The 17,513-nt window shown below is 59.4% G+C and carries 16 protein-coding genes and 2 pseudogenes; 11 read left to right on the forward strand and 7 right to left on the reverse strand.

Translation table 11 applies throughout. The features are described 5' to 3' along the window. Window positions 1–67: 67 nt before the first annotated feature. Window positions 68–1,003, reverse strand: coding sequence for a sugar-binding transcriptional regulator (locus HMPREF2724_RS06335; protein WP_070587781.1), 936 nt, complete (start codon window positions 1,001–1,003; stop codon window positions 68–70). Between the two features lie 219 nt (window positions 1,004–1,222). Here HMPREF2724_RS06335 and HMPREF2724_RS06340 point away from each other — a divergent pair, with 219 nt between their 5' ends. Beyond that, window positions 1,223–2,584 carry a lipase family protein gene (locus HMPREF2724_RS06340; protein ID WP_070432656.1) on the forward strand — a complete coding sequence of 454 codons (1,362 nt, stop codon included), beginning with the start codon at window positions 1,223–1,225 and terminating at the stop codon, window positions 2,582–2,584. A 90-nt stretch (window positions 2,585–2,674) separates the two neighbouring features. Then, window positions 2,675–3,328, forward strand: coding sequence for a hypothetical protein (locus tag HMPREF2724_RS06345; protein WP_062038061.1), 654 nt, complete (start codon window positions 2,675–2,677; stop codon window positions 3,326–3,328). 194 nt (window positions 3,329–3,522) lie between these two features. Here HMPREF2724_RS06345 and HMPREF2724_RS06350 read toward each other — a convergent pair whose 3' ends face one another. Both HMPREF2724_RS06350 and HMPREF2724_RS06355 read right to left on the reverse strand, forming a co-directional pair. Continuing rightward, on the reverse strand, window positions 3,523–4,515 hold the full coding sequence (locus HMPREF2724_RS06350) for a DUF3039 domain-containing protein (RefSeq protein WP_168164874.1): 993 nt from the start codon (window positions 4,513–4,515) through the stop codon (window positions 3,523–3,525). A gap of 60 nt (window positions 4,516–4,575) precedes the next feature. Then, window positions 4,576–4,974 carry a helix-turn-helix domain-containing protein gene (locus HMPREF2724_RS06355; RefSeq protein ID WP_062038055.1) on the reverse strand — a complete coding sequence of 133 codons (399 nt, stop codon included), beginning with the start codon at window positions 4,972–4,974 and terminating at the stop codon, window positions 4,576–4,578. 61 nt (window positions 4,975–5,035) lie between these two features. Here HMPREF2724_RS06355 and HMPREF2724_RS06360 point away from each other — a divergent pair, with 61 nt between their 5' ends. Next, window positions 5,036–5,338, forward strand: coding sequence for a YrhK family protein (locus tag HMPREF2724_RS06360; RefSeq protein ID WP_062038052.1), 303 nt, complete (start codon window positions 5,036–5,038; stop codon window positions 5,336–5,338). Here HMPREF2724_RS06360 and HMPREF2724_RS12360 read toward each other — a convergent pair. After that, entirely contained in the window at window positions 5,335–5,598 is a 264-nt protein-coding gene (locus HMPREF2724_RS12360; RefSeq protein WP_235591259.1) for a sugar phosphate isomerase family, read from the reverse strand. The genes HMPREF2724_RS06360 and HMPREF2724_RS12360 overlap by 4 nt on opposite strands. Window positions 5,599–5,951: 353 nt before the next feature. Here HMPREF2724_RS12360 and HMPREF2724_RS06365 point away from each other — a divergent pair, with 353 nt between their 5' ends. From HMPREF2724_RS06365 to HMPREF2724_RS06390, 6 genes are all read left to right on the forward strand, one after another. Then, window positions 5,952–7,190 (forward strand): hypothetical protein, encoded by a 1,239-nt coding sequence (locus tag HMPREF2724_RS06365; protein WP_062038049.1) that lies wholly within the window; start codon window positions 5,952–5,954, stop codon window positions 7,188–7,190. Between the two features lie 182 nt (window positions 7,191–7,372). Continuing rightward, a complete protein-coding gene (locus HMPREF2724_RS06370) occupies window positions 7,373–7,792 on the forward strand; it encodes an organic hydroperoxide resistance protein (protein WP_062038046.1) in 420 nt (139 codons plus the stop codon). 142 nt (window positions 7,793–7,934) lie between these two features. Further along, on the forward strand, window positions 7,935–9,407 hold the full coding sequence (locus HMPREF2724_RS06375; protein WP_062038043.1) for a DUF3375 domain-containing protein: 1,473 nt from the start codon (window positions 7,935–7,937) through the stop codon (window positions 9,405–9,407). Further along, window positions 9,404–10,054 carry a DUF4194 domain-containing protein gene (locus tag HMPREF2724_RS06380; RefSeq protein ID WP_062038040.1) on the forward strand — a complete coding sequence of 217 codons (651 nt, stop codon included), beginning with the start codon at window positions 9,404–9,406 and terminating at the stop codon, window positions 10,052–10,054. Before HMPREF2724_RS06375 ends, HMPREF2724_RS06380 begins: the two co-directional genes overlap by 4 nt. Further along, a complete protein-coding gene (locus HMPREF2724_RS06385; protein ID WP_070587788.1) occupies window positions 10,047–13,415 on the forward strand; it encodes an ATP-binding protein in 3,369 nt (1,122 codons plus the stop codon). The genes HMPREF2724_RS06380 and HMPREF2724_RS06385 overlap by 8 nt, the downstream gene beginning before the upstream one ends. Then, window positions 13,402–14,538 (forward strand): DUF3322 domain-containing protein, encoded by a 1,137-nt coding sequence (locus HMPREF2724_RS06390; protein WP_070587792.1) that lies wholly within the window; start codon window positions 13,402–13,404, stop codon window positions 14,536–14,538. The genes HMPREF2724_RS06385 and HMPREF2724_RS06390 overlap by 14 nt, the downstream gene beginning before the upstream one ends. A 49-nt stretch (window positions 14,539–14,587) precedes the next feature. On the opposite strand, the gene HMPREF2724_RS06395 is transcribed toward HMPREF2724_RS06390, so the two are convergent. Continuing rightward, window positions 14,588–15,184, reverse strand: a complete 597-nt coding sequence (locus HMPREF2724_RS06395; RefSeq protein WP_246818218.1) for a hypothetical protein — start codon at window positions 15,182–15,184, stop codon at window positions 14,588–14,590. A 39-nt stretch (window positions 15,185–15,223) separates the two neighbouring features. Here HMPREF2724_RS06395 and HMPREF2724_RS12365 point away from each other — a divergent pair. Together HMPREF2724_RS12365 and HMPREF2724_RS06400 are read left to right on the forward strand one after the other, a co-directional pair. Further along, a pseudogene (locus HMPREF2724_RS12365) lies at window positions 15,224–15,975 on the forward strand (transposase); the annotation flags it as partial. 124 nt (window positions 15,976–16,099) lie between these two features. Further along, entirely contained in the window at window positions 16,100–16,729 is a 630-nt protein-coding gene (locus tag HMPREF2724_RS06400) for a hypothetical protein (RefSeq protein WP_070587795.1), read from the forward strand. 13 nt (window positions 16,730–16,742) lie between these two features. Here HMPREF2724_RS06400 and HMPREF2724_RS13495 read toward each other — a convergent pair whose 3' ends face one another. Continuing rightward, window positions 16,743–16,886, reverse strand: a complete 144-nt coding sequence (locus HMPREF2724_RS13495) for a tryptophan-rich sensory protein (RefSeq protein WP_083281246.1) — start codon at window positions 16,884–16,886, stop codon at window positions 16,743–16,745. Beyond that, window positions 16,883–16,942 (reverse strand): annotated as a pseudogene (locus HMPREF2724_RS13500) (tryptophan-rich sensory protein); the annotation flags it as partial. The gene HMPREF2724_RS13495 and the pseudogene HMPREF2724_RS13500, both read right to left, overlap by 4 nt. Window positions 16,943–17,513 lie beyond the last annotated feature (571 nt).

Here is a 17,513-nt window from a genome sequence, read left to right on the forward strand (position 1 = left end):
TTACCCTACTCCAGCCAGCACAAATGTCAATGACGCTATTTACATTTGTTCACCTTTATGATACGGCTCACTCCCCTGTCAGAACGCGCTGCGCCGTGTTGTGATCGATGACCAAATGCGTGGCCAATCCTTGCTCGAGTACTACCCGGATGGCGCCGGCCTTTTCCGGCCCGCCGGCAACGAGGACGCGTGCCGGCCGCGCCGCCAGGGCGTCGAAAGTAATGCTCACCGTTCGCGCGTCCACCTCGGGCACGGCCACGCGGCCTTCAGTGTCAAAGAAGCGGGAGCAGACATCCCCCACCGCGCGCTCCAAGATAAGCTGCGTTTCTTCTTCGCTGAGATAGCCCAGGTTCAGCGCCAAAGACTCGCGCGCGGCCGCGCCCACCGTGAACACCGCGACGTCGACATGAGAGCCCATCTCCACGATGTGGGCAATGTGGCGATCTTTTTCCACCCATTGCTTCGTCTCGGCCGAATCGAAAATGACAGGCAGCGGCAGCATAAAGGTCTCCGCATTAAACGCGCGGGCAAAGCCCTGGAGGGTGGCAAAGTCCTTGGTGGAGCGCTGCGTGTGCGAGTGCCCGCCCTTTAGCTGCACCCCCTTTACCCCTTCGAGAGGCAGCTGGCGCAGGTGCTCCGCCACGGCGGACATGGTCTGGCCCCAGGACACGCCGACGCTGGAGCCGTCGTGGACGAGCTCTTCTAGCAGCGCGGCGCCGGCCGCGCCCAAGTCCTGCATGAGGTTGCCGCCGCGTGGGGTGGTGACCACGCGGGCGTCGGCAAGAGCGAAGCGCTCCTTTAGCTCACGCACCAGCTCATCGGAGCGCTCGCGCGGATCGTTAATGCTGATGACCACGAAGCCTTGGTCATGCGCGTGCTGCAAAAGCTTGGAGACCGTGGGGCGCGAAATACCCAGACACTGCGCTACCTCCGCTTGGGATAGGTGCGAGTTGTAGTACAGCTTGGCCACATCCAGGGCCTGCCTATCGCGCGCGTCAATCATGATTCCATTCAAGCACGCCCGCTCAGAAACGTAATGCTAACGGCGTACACCCCTATACGGGCCTGTACAAACGGATTAAATTCATTTCCCCATTGTTAGTTAGCAAAATTAAACCAATAATAATCGGTGTCAGCTCCACCGCGCAGCGCTCTCCCCGCCCCCTAACGGCGTAGCCAGACAAACACTAAGACTCCTCCGATCTCTAGAAAGGACGTTACCGTGCAAAAATCACTGCGCACCTACCTGCCACTGCTTGCTTCTGCTTGCCTGACCTTCAGCATCTGCCCCGCCGCCGTCGCTGCCGATGCTCCGAACACCGAGCTGCCTGAAAGCGCCCTCATTGAAAAGGCCCTCGAAGATCCAGTCGCTGACGAGAGCCCGGCTGAGGCCTCCGACATCGCAACCGACGCCAAGGAGCTTGACGACGCCGCGCCAAGCACCGACGCCGCAGCCCCCTCCGATAACAAGGTCGGCGACGAGTACAAGGCCTTCTACCACGACCCAGTCGAGCTCGAAGGCTCTGAGCCAGGCCAGCTCTTCCGCTCCGATGCCGTGCGCAATCCCGCCAACACGCTGGGCATTACCAACGTGGGCCCGTACAAGGCACAGCGCATCCTATACTCCTCCACCAACCGCAAGGGTGAGAAGATTCCGGTCAGCGGCATCGTGATTGAGCCGAAGGCGGAGTGGACCGGCAACGGTCCGCGCCCGCTCATCGCCTTCGCACCGGGCACCCAGGGTGTGGCCGACCGCTGCGCACCTTCGCGCAAGATTGCCGACGGCGTGGGTGACTACGAGCAGTTCTTCTTTGAGCAGTACCTGAAGAAGGGCTACGCAGTCGTGGTCACCGATTACGAGGGTCTGGGCACCCCGGGCATGCATACCTACATGGACCGTGTCTCGCAGGCACACGCCGTGCTCGATAGCGCCCGCGCTGCCCGCCAGCTAGAAGGCTGGGATATCAACGCCGATAACCCGGTCATCATCAACGGTTACTCGCAGGGTGGTGGCGCCGCCGCTGCTGCCGCTGAGCTTTACAACGACTACGCCCCGGAGCTCAACGTCAAGCTCGCCACCGTCGGCGCCGCTCCTGCGGATCTGACCTTGCTGCCGCCGGCTCTCGACGGCACGCTTTACTTCCTCTTCGAGTCCTTCGCTCTACTGGGGCTGAGCAACTCCTACGACGTGGACCTGTACTCCCACCTCAATGAGGAGGGCAAGACCGTCCTGCAGAACGCCACCAACTCCTGCACCCTGGGTCTGACCAGCTTCGCGGGCAAGAAGATTGAAGACGTCAGCATCGACGGCAAGAACGTCGACGAGTTCATCGCTGAGGCACCTTACGACAAGATCCTGGCCGACCAGCACATTGGCTACGACGCCCCATCCATCCCGGTGGTCATCACCCACGGCCGCGGCGACGATGTGATTCCTTTCTCCACTGCTGAGCAGCTGGCCAAGGAGTGGTCTGAGCGCGGCGGCAACGTCACCTTCATCCCGAACGATGCCGGCTCGCATGTGGCAGGCACCATCCCGCACATCAAGGAATCCCTGAAAGCAATCGAGTCTGCTTTGCAATAAGCCGACAGCTAGAAGCCAGCTTCGCCACAGAAACGCTTCCTAACATCACCCGTGGTCCGAAAGACCGCAACGATAGAAAGGATTTATCCTATGCGTTCCATGAACGCCCTGCGCCGCGCAACCATTGCCGCCGCACTTCCCGCAGTCGTAATCGCCGGTGCCGCCAACGCCACCGCCGCTGAGACCACCGCTGCCGACGGCGCCGTAACAAACCCGGCTGCCGCCACCACCACCGGCACCACCGCAACCGCGCCGGCTGCCGACGGCGCCGCAACAAATCCGGCTGCAGACTCCGATGCCACTGGCACTGCTAACACCGCAGGCATCGACGCGGACACCCCGCTGAACCAGCTGTCCTCTGCCGACCCTGCTGCCCTCCTGCAGCTAGGCAGCTCCCTGCTCGGCGGCAACCGCCCGGACTTCTCTGAGCTCCTCGGCGGTAACACCGACGCCCAGGCACAGGCCGCCACTACCGACGGGCAGGCCGAAGCTGGCGACAACGCCGGTGAAAACACCGACTCGAACAAGGAGAACCTGCCAACCGGCATCAACGCCTTGAAGCACAAGGCCGCACAGCTGGAGCAGGAAGCCGGCCACAAGCTGTTCGAGCTGGACGTCAACGATTCAACTCACGTCCATGTTGGCTTCGCTGAGACCTACGACCTGCAAAAGGACGCCAAGGCTCTCACTGCACTGCAGCAGACCGCCGAGACCAACGGCATCACCCTGACCGCCGACCGCTAAAGCGGCAGAAAGTCAGACAAAGCACGAAAGTACTTCTTCTTCAGATAGCCACCCCGCGGCGCAGTAAATCCCTGCCGCCGCGGGGTAGTTTCAAATTCATCCACAATGCGGTTCACTACGAAGGAACGGTCCTCCCCCCAGGAACGCAAGTAGCTGAGACACCGAATGCACTACGGAGAGTGACATTTTCGCCGCTAATCGCCCAAGGGTAGCTTCGGCAATGCAGCATACAGCACGTCGCACTGCGGACATGTTGGCAACGAGTCTGCGTCTTGTGCGGGAACAAAATAGACTCCGCACAAGGAACGCACACCAGTCCCATCTATGATCTTGCTTGCTAAATGTTCACGGTGGGTGAAGTGTGCGACGGCTCCGAGCTCAACCTCCGCGAGGGTGCGCTTCACATCATGCGTTTCTAGCTCGGAAATGCGCTTGTCGAGACTCCCCGATTCTTCCATTTGGTGAAACTCGTCCCCAGCACAATCCCAGCCCTGTGCGGGCGGGTAGACCGAAGCTAATACACGAACGATGAGCTGCCAGTAGAGCTCCTCGCTGAAGTTGACTCCACGCTGCGGAAAGAACTCAACGATGACTTCATCTGTGGCAATGCGGTCCTCGCCCCGCACCAATTCCACGTATAACTCGATGGTAGCGAACCTACCCAATCGTGCTAGCGGATGGTTTACGTCAAAGCGCGCTGCCCCACCGCCGCGAATCTCCTGCAACGCAGCCAGCACCTCACGCTGGATATTGAGTTCCCACTCCGTACGAATACGCGCCGCCGTCTCCAACTTCAGCAAGCGTTTATCGTCTTCTGTCGGCAATAGCCGAGTAATAGTACCGTTGTGTTCCTCACGCTCCACAAATTTATAGAAATCGTCATTGTCCTCATGACCGCCTTTTGCAAGTCCTGCAGCAACCAGCCAGCGTACTCCAGTTTCAGGATCGGTCCACACCCCGCCTCGCCACTGGGACTGCTTAATCTCTAGCAGACGAATGGAGACAGCACTCCCAATAGCTCCCACGTAGTTATCGGCGGCTGCGGTGTCGGTGAAGGAATCAGCGGTCTTCCTTACGATAGGATGTGCAAGCTCGCTTAACGGCAACAAATCTTCGTAACGCTCATCACCCACCGCACGCATGACGAACGGTTCTTGCCATCCGTCCCTCAAGTCCTCTTTAAGCACTCGAAGCGTGGGACGCCCGCGCCTACTATGCATAGCCCTTTTCGTACCGCAGAACCAAAACTAGAGCAAGTCCGCAATCGTCGCGTCTACTGCACGCGTGGTTTGCTGCTGGCGTGCCAGACGCTGTGCCAATTCAATACGATCCGAATCGCGCTGCTGCTCGAATAGAGCGAGATCGACTACACGGATGCGTCGATGCGTCCCCACCTTAAAGTAGGGGATTTTTCCCTGATCAAGGAGGCGATTGAGAAATGTACGGCTCATGCCGAGCTGCTTAGCTGCTTCATTCGGCGACAACGCAGCATCTTCCTCTGCACTCAGCAAATTGCCACCGTTACGAAGCACCTCTGCGATGTTCTGCATAAGAGTACGTACAACCGGCGATTCGCTCGCTTTCGCAAGCGCATCAAACTCCTCCAGCTGCTGAGGAGTCAGCTTTTCGTCCTGGAGAATACGCATGGTCAACCTCTGCTTCAACACAACATAGTGTGTAGCAATCTCACTACACTATCTGTCGTAAGTGACACTACCGGTAAGATGGGAAAGTGTAAAGCAAAGTGACGCGACACCCCACCACAACGAATTCGTTATCCGCAACCGCTTTGAGACGGCCTCCATCGCCGTCGATGTCTCCATCTCCGTGGTCTTTATCGCAGGTTCCCTCCTCTTCTTGTTCAGCCTCACCAAGGTAGGAACCGTCTTCTTCCTCCTGGACAGCCTCGCCATGGCCGCCCGCGCCGCCATCCGCTTACACCGCCGCATGTACCTGCAAAAGATCGGCGCCGACCGCGAGGTCACGAACGAGGAAGGCTCCTACTACTAAGCCTTACTTACCCGCGGGCACAGTAATGACCTGCACCCCAAGGTCGCGAATCTGCGCGAGGAGCTCCGCTGGCGCGTCCGTGGTCGTGACCAGCTGATGCAGATCCTCGATATCGCCGTAATGGGCCGGCCAGCCAGCCGCTGTGCAATGGCTTGCGCCGTCGTGCCGTTGTCAAAAATGACCGCGTCGTCATCTCCAATTAACTCCGATGCCGCCCGCGCAATCGCCGCCTTCGCCTCCGAGTCTTCTGCCTGCCGCACCCTGAAAGGCTTAGGCGTCCCGCGCCGCTCGACCCGACGCGCCCCACCATGTGTGCGACCGTCACGCTTACTTCATCCTGCCACACCAACCGGTCCCTCAAGCCCCCGATCCCATCCAGGCTGCAGTCTGCACTGCCGACGCCGATAGCGCGGCGCTTCGCCTCCACCACCTTGGCTGCACGTTCACCGGGGTGTCCCTCAACGAATCGTGCCGACCGCGCTCCACACGGACATCGCCGAAACGGCGAACAAGGCCCGCGAGTTTACTTCCGACAACTTAGTATCCAGGCGCACAGCTCCAGTAAGCTACATACATCCCCTTAAAAAGTCTCACGCACCGAGGAACCTTACCCATGTCTGATTCACCAAGTTCCGCACTTCCCCAGAATCCTGGCGCGAGCGACGCCGAACTCCAGGTCATCCTCCACGGGGACTCACTCATGTTCCTCGGCTCTGAATCCGCTCTGACACGACTCGATGAGTCTTCTCCTCAGGAGAAGCTCGCTCGCGTCGCCCCGAAGGTGGCGCATAACCTGAGCAAGTCCGCCCGCACGCTGAGCCAATTCCAAGAAAACAGCGGCCGCTACCTCAAACTCTCAAAGGACAGTGCGCAATTCCTCAAAGAGAACAAGGTAGCCGCCGAAAAGATCCGCGCGGGTGTCCTCCGCGTCGGCGACCTCCCCGGCGCCAAAGGAAATGCCGGGTCCATCGTCAAGCACCTGAAGTTCGAAAACACCGCACTTCTCGCCACACCAGCGGCTCCTCTCGCGGTCGCCGCCATCCTCGAAGAAAGCGCTGCACAAGCACAAATGGACCAGGTGCTCGACTACCTCGAAGAAGTCTCCGAGAACGTCCAGAAGCTCATCCAGCAACGCAAGACCGAAGTAAACGGCGATATCAACGGCTTCACTGAGGCCATCGAAGAGGCGTTCAGTCTGCTCCAAAAGACCGGCGAAGTCGGCGCCGTGACGTGGAGCAAGGTCGATGACCTCGATGTCGACCTCAAACGGCTTCAGGGACAGATCATTGGAGAACTCGACGAAGTAGCCAAGGAAATTGCGAAGAAGGCCACCAATCCCAAGAAGGCCTACCAGGCTTTCACTGAGGCCGAGGAAAACGCCACGTACTGGATTTTCCAGCTTGCCCGAGTCATGGTTCTCCAAAATCAGCTGAATATTCTCGAGCTCAACCGCGTCGCCGCCAGCGAACCCGACCACCTCGAGCAACACCGCCAGGGCATCGCCGAAGCAAAGGCCAAGCGTGAGGAACGCATCATCAACGCTCTTAACGCCATCGCCGACAAAGCCAACGACTCCGCCACGTTCAAGGATCTTCAACTCGTCCTCCGCCTCGGCGGCAATACCAAGGCCGCCGAAGCGGGCAACCGCCTCGTCCACCAGCTCAATGAGTTTGCTACCGTCGCCGGAATCGACGCCTACACCCGCGAGTCCATAGAGTCGACCGGCTGGAGCGACGCCATCAAACGCACCGCCGAACGCGCCGGCGACGGCGTCGTCGACACCTACAACGAAGCACTCGGTAAGATCCCCTGGCGTATTCGCATCGAGCGCACCACCCCGAGGTCGAATTGAACCCCCTCTTCGAGGATTAGACAGGTTCCGGCGCACACCTCTCACACTTATGGAAGTTTTTCGACCTGACTGCCGTGCCCAGCAAACTCAACATCCACTACGTGAAGTGCCCCAGGTTTTCAGACTAGCGTTCTTGCGTACAATCGGCGGACGTACAAAGACCCGATAGAAAAGGAGTCATTATGGACGCCGTTTATAGCACCGAAGCGCTCTCCACCGGCGCAGGCCGCGACGGCCGAGCTGTAGTTAAGGATTCCGATCTGGATTTCACCATGACCGCTCCAAAGGAAATGGGCGGCAGCGGTGAGGGCGCCAACCCCGAGCAGCTTTTCGCTGCCGGTTACGCCGCCTGCTACCACTCCGCGCTCAAGGCAGTGGCCAAGGACAAGGGCGTAGATGCCGAGAATTCCACCGTCGGTGCCCGCGTTAACTTGGGCAAGAACGACGAGGGCTTCTACCTCGGCGTCGACCTCGAGGTCACCATCCCAGGTGTTGAGGACGCCAAGGCACAGGAGCTTGCCGACGCCGCACACCAGATGTGCCCTTACTCCAAGGCCACCCGCGGCAACATCGAAGTCAACGTTGGTGTTGCACAGGACTAAGAAGGTGGTCTACTGACGCGCGAGAACTTTCAATGCCTCGCGCTTTTCACTCACAAGTGGACCCTTATCATGGCAGGGTGTTGTTCGAACTATTGAGCCATATTTCCCTGCATATGTCCGTCCCACCTGTCAGAATCGAGTCATGTCTGTTGAAGCACGCGCTTTGTCACTCCGGCGCTTGATGCATGATTCCGCCGCGATTCGGCTCCTCGCCGCGGATAATGCGCCGGTGATTCTGGCGCTGATTGCGGAGTACTTTCCACGCGGCACCCGGGCGCGTCCGGCGGCGGAAGTCTATGAGCTCATGGTCACCGATTTCGAAGTGATTGCCAGCGAGTTTCCCATGCCGCGCACCCCACAAAACTATTGCAATGACTGGGTCAAGGCCGGTTGGCTAGTGCGTAAATCCGGAAGGAGTTCGCGTGGTGAAACACTCGAGCCCAGCGAGGAAGCCCTATCCGCGTTGGAAGCCATTGAGCGCTGGGAACAACCGGTGACCACGGTGACGGCCTCGCGTGTTGAATCCATTAGCTCGGCTCTGCAGAGGTTGGCGCGGGATACCAATGAGGACATCGCCAGCCGCGTGGCCAGTTTGGAGGCAGAACGCGCGCGCATTGACCGCGAGATTGAAAAAGCACAGCTGGGTCAGTTTGAAAGGCTCACCGCCGCCGAGACTGAGGAACGAGTCCAGGATGTGCTCAATATGGCTATGGCGGTGCCGAGCGATTTCGCCAGAGTTCGCCACGATCTTGAAGCGCTCAACCACCAGCTGCGCCGGCAGCTTTTGGATCCGGAAGGCTACCGCGGTGATGTGTTGGAGGAGATCTTCAACGGCGTAGACCACATCGCAGAATCAGATGCGGGCCGCAGCTTCCAAGGCTTTTATTCCCTCCTTATGGATAGGGAACGCAGCGTCTGGTTGGACCAGTGGATTGAACAGGTGCTCGATAGTGAAGCGGGCCAAGATGTGGCACCGGAGAGAAGACGGCAGCTGCGTCGTCTCTTTCGCGATATGGAAGAAACCAGCTTTGAGGTCAACCAGACCATGACGGGCTTGGCACGGAGTCTGCGCCACTACGTGTCCTCGGAGCAGTTCGCGGAGGACCGGCGCATGATTGAGCTGCTGCGAGAAGCCCGCGGCATGGCTATTGATGCCGCGCAAGGCTCAGAACTCAAGGCCTTCCACCGGATGGACACGCCGCTACAGCGCATCGGCATGTCTATTCACTCGGTCTCCCGCATTCGTCTGGCTAACCCTGGACGGGAGGTCGTGGAGGAAGCACCCGTGGCCTACCAACCGGGCGAGGACGACGCACACGCCCTTTATGAGCTGGTACGCGAGTCCGAGATCGACTTTGAGGAGTTGCACGAGGCGATTCGGCAGACAGTGAGCGACTCTGGCCCGTGCACCATTGCGCAGGTATTGCAAGCTCATCCCCCAACACAAGGCCTAGCCAGCGTGGTGGGATTGGTCCATATTGCTGATCAACATCCGCTGCCTGCTGTACGGGAGTCGCAAGAAAAAATCACGTGGACTGAAGAAGACGGTGCTGTACGTGCCGCACAGATTCCCACTATGTATTTCGATCACACAACCGTTGAGGAGCTTCAGTGACCACCGCCAACAGCCCCCGCGTGGATTCTACGCACGAGCCCCCGCTATGGGAGCACGACAAAGGAACGTTGACTTACCACTCGCGCCGCGCCTTAGTGCAGCTGCTCCAAGGACCACTTATCCGCGTGCAGAAGGAACCAGTGCTGTGGTCAGCAATTATCTCTGACGAAGAAAATCTGCGTGCCAGGCTGCACGAGGTATTTTTGGAGCTCGTCATCGATGAGACCGAGGGCTTTGCCTTTACCCGCATGGTGGAAGAAGACAGCCTGAGCATCCCGCAGGTGCTGCGCACGGACAAGCTCAAGCACATCGATACCGCTATCTTGTTGAACCTGCGCCAGGAGCTGGGGCTGGCTCTGCCCGGCGAGCGCGTCATCGTGGACGTAGAAGATCTCCGGGAGAGCATCGGCTATGTCCGCGCGGTGGATAACCGCGACGAGGCCGGATTCACCAAGCGCTTCAACGCGGCTATTAAGCGCATCCAGAATGACTATTCCCTGCTCAGCACCACGGAGACAGAAGGCCGGTTGGAGGTCTCGCCGGTGCTGCGCCAGCTTTTCGATGCCTCCACGGTCACCGCCATCCGGGATGAATACGCCCGCCTGGCGCGAGCCGAGGATACCGAGGAGGACACCTCAGATGACTAAGCACACGGAGCTTTACCCAGGCCAGTATCGCATCAGCCGCATCCAGCTGATTAACTGGGGCACCTTCCATGGCTATTTTTCCATCCCGGTAGCGCGGAAAGGTTTCCTCATTACGGGTGGCTCAGGATCAGGTAAATCCACACTGCTGGATGCCATGTCAGCCGTCCTTGTCCCCCAGAATCACGTGAAGTTCAACGCCGCCTCGCAGCAAGACCTCGGTCGGCACAACGGCCGTAACTTGGTCTCCTACGTGCGCGGAGCGTGGCGGCAGCAGGAGAATACACAGACTGGTGAGATTACCCCGGAATACCTGCGTGAAAGTGCGACCAACTCAGTGGTGGCGTTGACTTACGACAATGGCCAGGGCAAGCAGCACACCCTCATCGCCATTTTTCGCCTCAACGGCGGTGAGAACTCCGTAGGCCAGATCAAGAAGTTGTATGGGCTGGTGCCGGGCGATGAGGACATCGATAAGCTCAGCCCCTTGCTCACCCGCAGCTTGGATAGCCGCAAGATCAGGGCCCTGTATAAGGGCCCCGGCGCGTTCTTTACGCCGACCTATGCCACGTTTGCGGACCGCTTCCGCAAACGCTTGGGGATTAAGAATGTGGAGGGCCAGCTTCTTCTTCACCGCACTCAATCCGCGAAGTCCCTGTCCAGCCTGGACCAGCTCTTTAGGGATTACATGCTGGATGTGCCGGATACCTTCACCAGAGCGGATGAGGCCGTGGAACAGTTTGAGGATTTGCGCCAGGCCTACCTGCGGGTTGAGGACGTCAAGGCGCAGATTGATACGCTCGGGCCGCTGCCCCAACTTCACTCTCAGCGGTCTAGTGCTGAAGCGGATAAGGAGAAAGCAGAGGCGATGAGTGAGGCGCTGCCGGCCGTACGCGCCCGCCTGGTGGCAGAGGAACTAGACTTCCGCATCCGTGCGCTCACAGCACAGCTATCGGAGGCCCAGTCGCAGTCGGAGACCCTCAACGCTGAGGTCGCACACCTGGATGATGCCGAGCGCCTGGCCGCGGTGGCTGTTACCCAGCTCAGCGCTGGCGAGCTCGATGCCTTAAGCGCCAAGATAGAAACTGCGGACAAAGAAATTGAGCACCGCACGAAGGAATTCCAACGGTTGGCTGCGGCCGCTGGAGCGTGGACTGATGATTACGAGTTCAGTCCACACGGCTTCGCCGAGCTGCAGGCCACCGCGAAGCTGCGCATCGCAGATTTTAAGGTTGACTTCGCCAACCTCATCAACGAGCAACAAGAAGCTGGCGTGGCCGCCCGGGACGCTGCCACCGCCTGTGCCGCGCTCGATAGCGAGCTGCGCTCATTTAGCTCGCGGCGCACCAACATCGACAAGGCTCTAGTTGAACTGCGCGCGCAGCTGGCTCGCGATACCGGCTATGCCGAATCCGAGCTTCCCTTCGCCGGCGAGCTCATCGATATCAGCCCGCAGCAGGCCGAATGGGAGCCGGTGATTCAAAAGCTCCTCCACGGCTTTGCCGCCACCCTGCTCGTTCCTGAAGCTGCCCGCGACACCATCAACCAGTGGGTCAATTCGCGCAACGTGGGCACCCGTTTGGAGTACCGCACCATTCCGGAGTTTGCATCACCGCAGGCCTCCGCGCACAGCCCGCGGCAGCTTATCCACAAACTGGAATTCCAAGACCACGCCATGGCGCACTGGATTCGCCAACATATTTCGCGCCGCTTCAACTACGAGTGTGTGGACTCGGTTGCGGAACTGGACCATGTCACCACCACCCCGGCGGTAACGCGCGATGGCCTGGAAAGCCGCCCCAAGGATAAAGACGGCTCAACCCGCTTCATCAAGGATGACCGCAAGCGTTTTAGTGGCACTACCTGGTACCGGGTGGGTTCCACCAACACCGCCAAGATTGAGCTCTTACGCGCCCAGCTCACGCAGGCCAAGGCCACTGCTCGTGCCACGGCCAAGCAGGTCCAGAACCTCAACCGGAAGATGGACGTTCTGCGCTCCCAGCGCGATAAAGCCCAGCAGGTGCTGGAAACCTCCTTCCAGGATATCGACACCGCCTCCGCCGAGGCTCACCGGCAGGATCTGCAGGAGCAGTATGACTCGCTGGCCTCCTCCCCGGAGGCCCAAGCCCTCGCCGCAGCCCACGAGCAAGCCAAGGCCAAGCTCAAGGCCGCACGCGCCAGGCTGAACGCCGCCCAGAAGAACCTGGGCAACGTCGAAGGCGAGCTTGAGCGCTCAACCGAGCGCCGCCGTAGCATCGGTATTGTGCCCGCCATCGAGGACCAGGACATCGCGAAAGCAGTCGAAGATGCCCTGCACAAGGGCAAGCGCAAGCTCACCATTGATGACATCGATGCCCGGCGCGATGAGGTGCAGGCTAGTCTTCAGAACACCGCCCGCACCGCCACGCGGCGCATCGAAGACGCCAACGCCAAAATTGTCTCTGTCCTCCACACATATCTGGCCCAGTGGCCGGCGGAGGCCGCGGACCTTGAGCCGCAGGCGAGCTTCGCTGGCGAGGGCATCGAGAAGCTCAAGTTCCTACGCGCCGACCGCCTGGCGGATTTCCGCGCCCGCTTCCTCGAGCTTCTCAACGGCTCCACCGTGCGAAACCTCTCCCACCTCACCACAGACCTGCGCCGTGCTCGCAGTGATATTGAGAGGCGCATGGAATTCATCAACAAGTCCCTGGAGCGCTCTCCCTTCAACGGTGAGCGCACCCTGCGCATCGACGTCAAGGATGCTCGCGGCCAGGTGGTCCAGGATTTCCAGCGGGATCTTGATGCCGCCACCTCCCACAGCTTGGGCGAATTCGGCTCCGATGATACAGAGGCTGCCCTTGCGCGCTACCACGCGTTGGACAAGATCTTGAGCCGTTTGGGCTCGAGCCAGCCAGAGGATCTCCGCTGGCGCAACGTGGTGCTAGATACCCGCCGGCACGTGAGCTTTATCGGCCGTGAGTTGTACCCCGACGGAACGACAGCCAATACCTATCAGGATTCCGCCTCGCTGTCTGGCGGCCAAGCGCAAAAGCTCGTCTTCTTCTGCCTGGCTGCGGCCCTGCGCTTCCGGCTGGCGGAGCCGGACCAAGACGTGCCCACCTATGGTTCCATCATTCTGGATGAGGCCTTTGACCGCGCCGATCCCACCTTTACCCGCACTGCCATGTCCGTCTTTACGTCTTTTGGTTTCCACATGATTCTGGTCACGCCTTTCAAGCTCATCCAGACGCTGTCTCCTTACGTGGATGGCACGATTGTGGTCAAGTACGATGAGCCCATCATCAATGGCCGCCCGCGGGCGCGCACGGGCTATTCGCTTATCGACGCCTCCACCTACCAGGACCCCGACTATGCGCAGCCCTAAAGACCTGCAAGCACACGCGTCAAAATACCTGCGCAATCACTTTGCCGAAGCACTGGCTGACCCGGATTCTGTGCGCGTCGACTGGCCCCTGCACCCGCCCACTGCCACTGCTGCCGCCCGCGATATCGACGCCACGCAGGGCTTCATCCGTGCCTGGCAGCGCTGGCCCCACCAGGAGGACGTCATCTACGAGTCCCGCAATTGGTCGCGCGCGGGCCTGGGCACGAACAACATACCGGCTCGCATCACAATCAACGGTGCCGAACGCATCGCCACCGCCGCGGGCCTTAACCTCGAGTACGCCCGCGCCCGTGAACGAGCGCACAGCATCGCTGCCGTCTTTCCCGATTCCCCCGACTTCGCCCACACCGTCCGCCGCAGCTATACCCAATGGAAGGATTTAAGCGCCTATGATCTGAAATGCCTAGAACCGTGCCTGACCTGGCTGCGCGCCAACCCTGACTCCGGCGAGTGGGAGCGCGCCGTGCCGGTCAAAGGTGTGGACGGCAAATGGATTGGTACCCACCGCCGCCTACTCCTCACACTCCTCGCGCCGTTTGGCATCACAGACTTAGGCCTGCGCCGCAGCGACGCCCGAATCCGCCTGCGCTACCTCAACCACGCTCCAGCGCTCAGCGATATCGAAATCCCCCTAGCTCACGCCGCCACGCTTTTCCCGCATACCCCTCCCCGCGTCCTCATCGTGGAGAACAAACAAACCTTCCTGGCTTTGCCCACGCTTCCGGACACCTCCCCTCCCACCGTCGCCCTCCTCGGTGCCGGCACCGCCGCACACCAACTCCACGCACTGGACTGGCTTAGCCGCATCGACATCACCTACTGGGGCGACCTCGACGCCGCCGGCTTTGCCATCCTCAACGCTGTGCGCGCCCATTTCCCCCACACGACGTCACTGCTCATGGACACCGCCACCGTCACCAAATTCCAGCACCTGGCCGTCCCCGACCCCGGCGACGGCTCCGCCACCCTTACCCACCTCACCACCGAAGAGCAGCGCGCCTACCGCCTTCTCTTCACTGCGGGCCGGCTGCGCATTGAGCAGGAGCGGATTCCATTTGCTCATGTGAATGCGGTGATTCATGCAACGCTCGCAGCAGCGTGACGCTGCCACCCCCGCGAACGCTGGACAAAATGGCCTCTTCCTGCAGTAGCTATTCTTCCTTTTCCCTTCTTCTGGCTTGTCTGCGCTCACGCCTTCGGGCACGCTTTGCTTTGCGGATATCGACGACCCAACGAGGAACAAAAGGCCACGGAAGCGGAACCCCGACCGCGCCCGTAAATCCAATGACTCCGACAACGAAAGCTGCCACGAGCGGAACCTTCAGCACCGTGTAGACAAACTCGGGAGGGTTGGCACTTGCGACCAACCCCATGGCGCCGCCAGCGCCCATAATGAGCGAGCAGTAAGGATAAATGAAAAGGACCCCATCACTTTCTGCGCCTACAAAGTCGACATCGTCGTACCACTTTTCCGATCTGGGTTGCCTCCGCACGCACCTAATGTAGTAGGTCCAGTAGAGCACCATGACAAGCACTAACCCGGCGCATACAAGCAGCACAGTAACATCGCCGTCCATAGAATAGGCCTCCCGTGGCTGTCGGTTGCGGTATGTATAAACGCTACCAGCGTCTGCAGGGGTGCGGCGTGGGACGAAAACAAAAATATTGATGCGGGCAAGCGCCCGAACCACGGACGCAGACTTGCCCTTTTGGAAGCAGATCCCGCCACAGGAAATAATAGAAATCAAGGCAAATGCCTAGGAACAAAACTCGGGGCACTTCACTGGGTGATCAACAAGTCTGCCTACATGGCCATCGGCGTTGATATCGAAGCAATCAAGCACATCTTGGGACTATGGATAGCTAAAGAAGAAGGAGTGTCGTTTTGGGCACAAGTGAGCTCTAACTTGTCGAACCGTGGGGTTAAGAACGTCTTAATTGTCTGCTGTGATGGGCTGAAGGCTTACCTGACGCGGTCGCCTGGTTTCATGGTGCAAACCTGTGTCGTGCACCTGATACGTGCCGCCAACCGGTGGGTAGCCTACGGGGACCGGAAGAAAGTGTCAGCGGCGTTGAAGAAATCTACACCGCCCCAGATGAGGCCAGTGCTGCCGCGACGTTGGAGGAATTTGCAGGCTCTGAGCTGGGTTAGAAATACGTCCGGTCCGTTAAAGTCTGGCAGGACGCGTGGGAGCAGTTCGTGCAGTTTTTACAGTTTCCTTCGGCAGCGAGGAAAGTCATCTACACGACGAACTCTATCGAGTCGTTTAACGACGAACTCTATCGAGTCGTTTAACAATGAGCTGCGTAAAGCCACCCGCAATCGAGTGTAATTTACCAACGACGAATCCGCGCTAAAGACACTGTGGTTGATGATCTGCACTATTGAAGACAAACGCGCTGATCAACGCGCCAAGAAAGGAAACGGGCCGCAGCGTCAGCGAGCCGACTTGTCGAGGGCGAAAAGGTTTCCGGCTGGAAGCAAGCCATCAACCAAATGGCTGTGGCCTACCCCGACCGCTTCAATAAATACCTCTAAGAAAACCAAACCCCACACAAAAACTTGACACGCTCCGCGAAGCCAAATTTAGGCAAGGAACGCACGTAGGGGAAGATTCCCCATTTTCCCGCAGTGCGCTGTGCAATCGGCTTAGATTACTCCTATGCACAAACTCTCTTCTCGCCTACTTTCCCTGTCCTTTGCAGCAACGCTTCTTCTGACCGGCTGCAGCAACAACAGCGAGGATTCTGCCCAGACACTGCCGGAAACCTCCTTTTCTCAAGCTGCCGGCGCTACGCAATCCGATGCTCGTTCAACCTCCAGCGAAGACGCTGCAAAGGGACATCAAGGTCCACAGCCAACTCTGGCCAATCGCAGTGAGGGCACCAACGCCCAAGACGCTAGCGGGGCTGCCGCAAATCCAGATACCCAGTCTGGCAGCAACACCTATCCCAACGGCGATGCCATCGCTTCAACCGACTGCTACGACTTCCCCGCAGACATCACCGTTCGCCCTGGCAGCATGAGTTCCTGTGCCTATGTAGCGGAGCTCTACAAGGCAGCAACCGCAGCGACCTACACCTATGGTCCATACAAACCTCAAGTCACTTCCGTCCCGAAAACGACCGTGACAGTCACCAGCCCAACCACTGGCCAGACCTACAACGTCGATTGCAGCATCGGTTCCGCTGGTGACACCCTTGGCTGCGAAAAAGACGGTGATCACAACTCCGGCGCCTCATTTAGCGTAAATAGCGGGCCGTTCTGGCATGGCCGGGTCACAATCCTCTAGCGCAGTCGCAGTGCTAGTGTCTGCGATTCAATCGCGCAATCTCCGCACTGAGCACGGTGGCAAAGCCCGTCCATGCCGCATAGGGTGCTAGCAACGCACCGCGCTCAGGTGCGGACTTCCAGGCGCGACGAACTAAATCCGCAGAGCTTGCGGTCAGCGCACCGGCCCATACAGCGCAGTCCAGACAATTGGGAACGCGATGGCCGGCGGCTGCCAGTTCGGGAGTTTGAGGCTGCGGTAGTGGCGGCTATCTCTTCCAGGTCGCGCTCCTTGGCCACAGTATTGTGCAGCAGACTGCCGATGAGCGGCTCCGCCAGGCCCGTCTTAATCGGCGTCACCAAAGCAATCCACCGAGCAGCCAACTCCGGGGTGGTCACCGGCGCGGAGAACGCCAAGCGCGGCAACAAGCCTTCCGTCTTCGCGTACTCCTTCATCATGAAGGCATATTCCAGAGTGTCCGGGCCGCCAATATCGAAAGTGCGATTCGCATCAGCTGGTAGCTCCGCCGCGCTAGCCAGGTAGAAGACCACATCGCGCACCGAAATCGGCGTAATCTCATGGCGAATCCAATCCGGACCAATAGCGCCCTGCAGACGCTCCGAGAGCTCTTCATCCGAAGGACGCAGCCCACCCAAGAACACGATGCGCCCAATTTCCTGTTCTTCTACCACCACGCTCCACCTTGTCTGGAGCACCGGCATGGCGTTCCTGCTGCCACTATTTATCAACTAGGCAGGCACGACAAGAAAGGGCACATGCTTGGCGACGCCGCGCAAATGCCTTC

The organism is Corynebacterium sp. HMSC071F07 (assembly GCF_001810285.1).
Taxonomy (GTDB): domain Bacteria; phylum Actinomycetota; class Actinomycetes; order Mycobacteriales; family Mycobacteriaceae; genus Corynebacterium; species Corynebacterium simulans.